At 49.6% G+C, this 1093-nt stretch carries 2 pseudogenes; both read right to left on the bottom strand.

Features of this window, described 5'->3' with window-relative positions:
• A pseudogene (locus KT99_RS19760) lies at positions 1-738 on the bottom strand (IS66-like element ISSbe3 family transposase); the annotation flags it as partial.
• A gap of 26 nt (positions 739-764) precedes the next feature.
• Positions 765-1093 (bottom strand): annotated as a pseudogene (locus KT99_RS21265) (IS66 family transposase); the annotation flags it as partial.

Here is a 1093-nt window from a genome sequence, read left to right as displayed (position 1 = left end):
CTAAGCTGAGGTTAGTCCAAATACGTCTGGGTAGTCGCATTTACCCACCACGCCCGCAATGATAGTGCTGATCACTGTTATCGGGGATAACTTGCGCTTCTTGCACGTTTCAACGACTGAGAGGATCCGAGATCGAAACTTCTCACCCCTATCTGAACTGGTGCCATAGCAGATCTTGCGCATGATCACGCTGCCACGCAAACAACGCTCGGCTTCGTTATTGGTCAAAGGTGTCCCTGGGTGATTGAGAAAAACCCATAAACCTTGCTCATATTTGAGAATATGCCGGCATCGGCCTGAGTAGCGTGAAGCGGGCACATTTTCCCCGCACTCAAGCCAGCGCTTAATATTGCGCCTTAGTCGTTGCATTCGCCGACGCCACATTATTTCGTCAACGTCACCGGCTTCATATCTATGTTGAGTGCGAAATACGGACTTGAATAGCAATACCAGTCGATTGCCGATACTCGCGGTAAGCCCCTTACCTGAATAATCGGCCATTTGTTGTAAATTACGCTGCACATGGGCAAGGCAAAATTGATGCCGTTCGGGCTCAATCCAGTTGTAGCTGGGACATTGGTCACTCACGACAATCACTTGGGTATGCTCGCCTAATATCGATTTGGCTGCATCCTTATTACGAAAATATTTCACCTGTTGGAATACGGCATCCTCACTCGATAACAACCAGACCCAGCGGGTATGCTCTTCACCATTACGATTGTGCGTCGTCTCGTCGTAAGCATTCACCAGAGGGGGATTGACTAAGCTGAGGTTAGTCCAAATACGTCTGGGTAGTCGCATTTACCCACCACGCCCGCAATGATAGTGCTGATCACTGTTATCGGGGATAACTTGCGCTTCTTGCACGTTTCAACGACTGAGAGGATCCGAGATCGAAACTTCTCACCCCTATCTGAACTGGTGCCATAGCAGATCTTGCGCATGATCACGCTGCCACGCAACAACGCTCGGCTTCGTTATTGGTCAAAGGTGTCCCTGGGTGATTGAGAAAACCCATAAACCTTGCTCATATTTGAGATATGTCGGCATCGGCCTGAGTAGCGTGAAGCGGGCACATTTTCCCCGCACT

The sequence above is a fragment of the Shewanella benthica KT99 genome (assembly GCF_000172075.1).
In the GTDB taxonomy this organism is placed as follows: domain Bacteria; phylum Pseudomonadota; class Gammaproteobacteria; order Enterobacterales; family Shewanellaceae; genus Shewanella; species Shewanella benthica_A.
Note: the sequence above shows the minus strand (reverse complement) of the source record. Positions and strands in the feature narration are given on the sequence as shown.